Below are 4,409 nucleotides of genomic sequence, written 5' to 3'. Positions count from 1 at the left end.
CCGCGGGTCGCCGCGACGTCCCCGGACGGCCGCTAACTTACGCTACGACGCCCGGTTTCCTCGACCATTTTGGCCTCGTTTCGCGCAAGGATCTGCCCGGAATCGACGATCTGCGCGCCGCCGGTCTGCTCGATCCGGTCGATCTTGCGATGGAACAGGCGCATCTCAGCCTCGAAGATGATGATGCGCGGGAGGCCGAAAGCGACGACGGGGAATAACAAGGACCGTTGTCTGGTCTTTCTTCTCGCTCCGTCCCGCGAAGCCCTTGGCGGGCTGGTCAATTGGGGGTGCGGAGCCTAAATACACCCTCGAATACGTCTTCGGAGAGTTAAAATGGGCGGCCTGTCCTTCATTCATATCCTCATTTTCGCGGTGATCGCGGTGCTGCTGCTTGGCGGCGGCCGCTTTTCCAGCATGATGGGCGACGTCGCCAAGGGCGTGAAGCAGTTCAAGAAGGGCATGGCGGAGGAGGACGATGCGACCAAGCCCGCTCCGCCCGCGCCGCGCCTCAATGCCCAGCCGCCGGTCGAACCCAATCCCGACCAGCATTTGCAGCCGATGAAGGACGACCGTCCGGCTCAATAAGGCGCAAGCGTGTTCGACGTCGCACCGACCGAATTGTTATTGCTGGGTGCGGTGGCCATCGCGGTCATCCCGCCCAAGGATTTGCCGCGCGCGATGCGCTTCGCCGGCCAGTGGATCGGCAAGGCGCGCGGCATGGCGCGCCATTTCCGCACTGGTCTCGACGAAATGATCCGCCAGGCCGAACTCGAAGAGATCGAGAAGAAGTGGCGCGACGAAAATGAGCGGATCATGCGCGAGCATCCGCTCCAGGACGCGATCGAGCATCCGGCGGACGAGCCGGTAATGGCCGCGCTTCCCGCACCCGCTGCCCAGGAGGATGCGGATTCGCCGATCGAGCCCGCGCCCGAAGCCGCGCCGCTCACCGCCGAAAACGGCACCGAGCTGCCGCCGCCGGTGCCCGAGGGCAATCCGCCGCCCAAGGCGAAGCGCGTGACCAAGCCCGCGACCCTTCCACCGCTCGCGATAGCCGAGGATGACGGTCCCGAACTCCCGCTCGGTCTGCCGCCCAAATCATGACCGAAGAAACCGACGAGATCGACGACAGCCGCGCGCCGCTGATGGAGCATCTGATCGAGCTGCGGAAACGGCTTATCTGGTCGTTCGCCGCCTTGGGCCTGTGCTTCGCGGTCTCCCTCTATTTCGCGCGCCCGATCCTGTCCTTCCTGGTCCATCCGCTCAAGGCGGCGGGACAGAGCAAAATCGTCTACACCGAGGTGTTCGGCGGCTTCATCACCGAGGTGAAGGTCGCGTTCTTCGCCGGGTTGATGCTGTCCTTTCCGATCATCGCCAACCAGCTCTGGCAGTTCATCGCGCCCGGCCTCTACCGCAAGGAAAAGAAGGCGCTTTTGCCCTTCCTGATCGCGACGCCGGTGCTGTTCCTGATGGGGGCGAGCCTAGCGCGCTTCATCGCGATCCCGCTCGCGCTCAAATATCTGTACGGCTTCTCGGGCGATCTCGGCGGCATCAAGCAGGAGGCCCTGCCCGAGCTTTCCAACTATCTCAGCTTCACCATGCAGTTCCTGTTCGGCTTCGGCGCGGCCTTCCTGCTGCCGGTGCTGCTGATGCTGCTGGAACGCGCGGGCATCGTCACCCGCACCCAACTGATCAAGTTCCGCCGCTATGCGATTGTGGTCAATTTCGGGATCGCGATGGTGCTGAGCCCGCCCGACGCCGGATCGATGCTGCTGATGGCGGTGCCGTTGGTGCTGCTCTACGAACTCGCGATCGTCGGCATCTGGTTCACCGAGCGCAAACGCAAGCGCATGGCCGAAGCGACGGCGGATGATGGTTCGCAGATCATAAAAAAGGGCGACGCCCCGTCTTAGGGGGGCGCCGCCTTTTCTCTCTCCTAAGCCTTCAAGGGCTTACTTGGCGTCGTTGGCCGTGTTGGTGACGGTCTTGCCGACCGACGACACGTCCTTGCCCGCGCCAGAGATCGTGTTGCAGGCGGCGAGCAGCAGCATGCCCGCGATGGCGGCGATTTCGAGCGTCTTGCGAACCATGATCTTGTTCCTTCTCTGGAGCCCCCAGGGGCGCTGAAGTTGAATGAGCCGCCGCCGATTTGGTTCCGCTGCCGGTTCGATCGAAGCGATCGCTGTGGCGCAGATACAATTTGGGCCCGAAGGCGCCACCGGGGGGGAGGATCGGCGCGTTCGGGCCCATGTGTTCGGACAGCGAGAGCGGGGGGGCAAAAGGTCGCTATCCGGGGTGAAAAACGGCCTTCCGCGCGATCGGTTCCACAGCCGCAAAATTTTTTCAGTTTTTTTCCGGCACGAGCGAATCCGGCGTGATCGCGATCGCGACCTGATAGCGGCCGATCGCGCCGTCATAGTCGAGGTGCGAGCGTAGCTGGCGGGCGAGTCCCGTGACGATCCGCTCGAAGCGCGCCCGGCCGGGGTGCGCCTCGCATATGGCCTCGCCCAATTTTTTGGACTCGATCGACAGCAAGGCGCGTTCGGGCGTGTCGCCGGGGGTGAGCGTGATCGCGATCGCTCCGGTCGGGTCGCAATTCATCACCAGTTCCACGATCTCGGTCACGAGGAAGGCGACCGGGACGGCGACGTCCTGCGTGATGAAGCCGGGGACCATATCCAGCGTGATCGTCAGGTGTTGGGCGCCGGGTGGCGCGGTCGCGCGCAGATTGGCGGTCAGCTCGGCGATGATCGATCGCAGGGCGACACCGCGATTTTCTTCCAGTTCGGCGTAATGATTGCGGTGGACGACCGCGAGCGCATCGACCCGGCGCTGGATCGAGGCATAAGCCGCGGCGACATCGCCCTCGGTGCCGCGTGCGTGCAGGTTGATCAGGCTGGCGACGACCTGGAGGTTGTTCTTGACCCGGTGATGCACTTCGCGCGTCAGGCGGACCTGGTGGCTCAGGCCTTCTTCCAGCTCCAGTTCGCGCGCGACCAGCTGCGCGGCGGTCGATTCCAGCGCCTCCCCCAGCGATCGTATCTCCTCCGCGGGCGTGCTGATGCGCGGCAGGATGAGCGGACCGTCGCCCGGCTGATAGAGCGCGATCGCGCGTTGCATCTGCCGCAGCGGGCGCACCAGCGCCTGATCGAGCACCACCCAGCAGATCGCCGCCGCGGCCGACCACATCAGCACCGGCAGCAGCACGAGCAAAATCTCGACCGCGCTGATCGGGTTGGCGAGCACGGTCAGCTGCAGCCGGATCTGGCCGCTCGCAGCGGGCGCGCTCACCTGCACCCGCCGCACCAGCGGCGAGGCCCGGCCGACGCTGGAGACGATCAGCCGCGCGCCATTCTGGTTGAGGACGATCCCCTCATTGCTGCCGGTCGCCAGCACCTGGCGCAGCATCGGCGCTGGAATTTCGCCGATGCCATAGCTGCCGTTGGGGGCGGGCACGGTGAAGCGCAGCCCCGCCTCGCCGGGCAGCAGATCGGTGTCGAGGGCGCCCGCGCGCGGATGCACCAGGCCGGTGGCGGCGAAACCCGGCGTGGCGCAGGCAAGCGTGCCGTCGGCGGCATATAAAGCGAGGTTGAGCTTGGCTTCAAAGGCGGCCTGATCGCGCTCAAGCAGCGTGTGGCAAAAGCGTGCATCCGGCAACGGTCCGGTCAGATTGGCACGGATCATGGCCGCGCCGCGCAACAGCAATATGTCGATCTGGCGCGCTTCGGCGGTCGCGACCACGCGTGCATCCGCCTCGCGTTGCGCCTGTTTGGCGTGCGCTGACTGAATCGACGCGAACAAGGCGATCAGCCCGAGCGGCAGCAACGCCACCGTCAGGATGATCAGCATCTTGGTACCGGTCGAAAAGCGGTCCGGAGTCAGGCGGGCAAAAAAAGGTGCCGCCGAAGGCGTCGACGCCATCGGGCTATCGCCCTCCGTCAGGTAAGCTTGCCGAGCAGATCGAGAAACTCCTGAGGAACATCTTCGCCGACTGCCTCTTCGTAGGCGTTGCGAAGCGCGTTCGCAACGTGCGGGTCATGACCGCGCGCGCCGCGTTTACCCGTTCCAGATTGCTTGTCGCGTCCGGCTGCTTTGGATGTCTTGTCCGCCGTCAAACCAAACGCCCCCCGCTGAATATCATTGTCCAGCCGCACTTTGTTGTCCGTTGCCCTCAAAACTTCACCTCGGGAAGCCCCTTCCTTCATCGCCCGGTATATAGGCATTGAGGGATCGGGGCGTGATCCCAAAGATCGTCCCGGCGGAAAGCCCGCGCGACCATGAAACAAAAACTCCGCATGTTTGTTCCGCACCCGGGCTAAAGAATCAGGCACCGCCTGTAACCGGGGATAAGTCGCCATGCGCGTCACCGCTTTCGGTTGCATCGGTCCGGGCGCTTGCCCACAAGGCCTTAT

Annotated in this window: 7 protein-coding genes; 4 read left to right on the top strand and 3 right to left on the bottom strand. The window is 64.5% G+C overall.

Features of this window, described 5'->3' with window-relative positions; translation table 11 throughout:
• The 4 genes from VK533_RS00145 to tatC all read left to right on the top strand — a co-directional run.
• A partial coding sequence (locus VK533_RS00145; RefSeq protein ID WP_324373809.1) for an SMC-Scp complex subunit ScpB occupies positions 1–218 on the top strand: 218 nt, incomplete at its 5' end.
• 115 nt (positions 219–333) lie between these two features.
• Positions 334–585, top strand: a complete 252-nt coding sequence (locus VK533_RS00140; RefSeq protein WP_324373806.1) for a twin-arginine translocase TatA/TatE family subunit — start codon at positions 334–336, stop codon at positions 583–585.
• 9 nt (positions 586–594) lie between these two features.
• A complete protein-coding gene (gene tatB, locus VK533_RS00135; protein ID WP_324373804.1) occupies positions 595–1,101 on the top strand; it encodes a Sec-independent protein translocase protein TatB in 507 nt (168 codons plus the stop codon).
• On the top strand, positions 1,098–1,910 hold the full coding sequence (gene tatC / locus VK533_RS00130) for a twin-arginine translocase subunit TatC (RefSeq protein WP_324373803.1): 813 nt from the start codon (positions 1,098–1,100) through the stop codon (positions 1,908–1,910). Before tatB ends, tatC begins: the two co-directional genes overlap by 4 nt.
• Positions 1,911–1,949: 39 nt before the next feature.
• Here the strand turns inward: tatC and VK533_RS00125 are convergent, their stop codons facing one another.
• From VK533_RS00125 to VK533_RS00115, 3 genes are all read right to left on the bottom strand, one after another.
• Positions 1,950–2,087, bottom strand: coding sequence for an entericidin A/B family lipoprotein (locus VK533_RS00125; protein WP_324373801.1), 138 nt, complete (start codon positions 2,085–2,087; stop codon positions 1,950–1,952).
• A 253-nt stretch (positions 2,088–2,340) separates the two neighbouring features.
• On the bottom strand, positions 2,341–3,918 hold the full coding sequence (locus tag VK533_RS00120; RefSeq protein WP_324373800.1) for a sensor histidine kinase: 1,578 nt from the start codon (positions 3,916–3,918) through the stop codon (positions 2,341–2,343).
• Positions 3,919–3,935: 17 nt separating this feature from the next.
• On the bottom strand, positions 3,936–4,409 hold a 474-nt coding region (locus VK533_RS00115), incomplete at its 5' end, for a NepR family anti-sigma factor (RefSeq protein WP_324373798.1).

The sequence above is a fragment of the Sphingomonas sp. genome (assembly GCF_035317925.1).
Lineage (GTDB): Bacteria > Pseudomonadota > Alphaproteobacteria > Sphingomonadales > Sphingomonadaceae > Sphingomonas_I.
This window is presented reverse-complemented; position numbering and strand designations above follow the sequence as displayed.

Excerpts from the sequence above, each read along its gene's own strand:
- VK533_RS00140 (WP_324373806.1), top strand. The coding sequence starts at position 334 with ATGGGCGGCCTGTCCTTCATTCATATCCTCATTTTCGCGGTGATCGCG.
- VK533_RS00125 (WP_324373801.1), bottom strand. The coding sequence starts at position 2,087 with ATGGTTCGCAAGACGCTCGAAATCGCCGCCATCGCGGGCATGCTGCTG.
- tatC (WP_324373803.1), top strand. The coding sequence starts at position 1,098 with ATGACCGAAGAAACCGACGAGATCGACGACAGCCGCGCGCCGCTGATG.
- VK533_RS00120 (WP_324373800.1), bottom strand. The coding sequence starts at position 3,918 with ATGGCGTCGACGCCTTCGGCGGCACCTTTTTTTGCCCGCCTGACTCCG.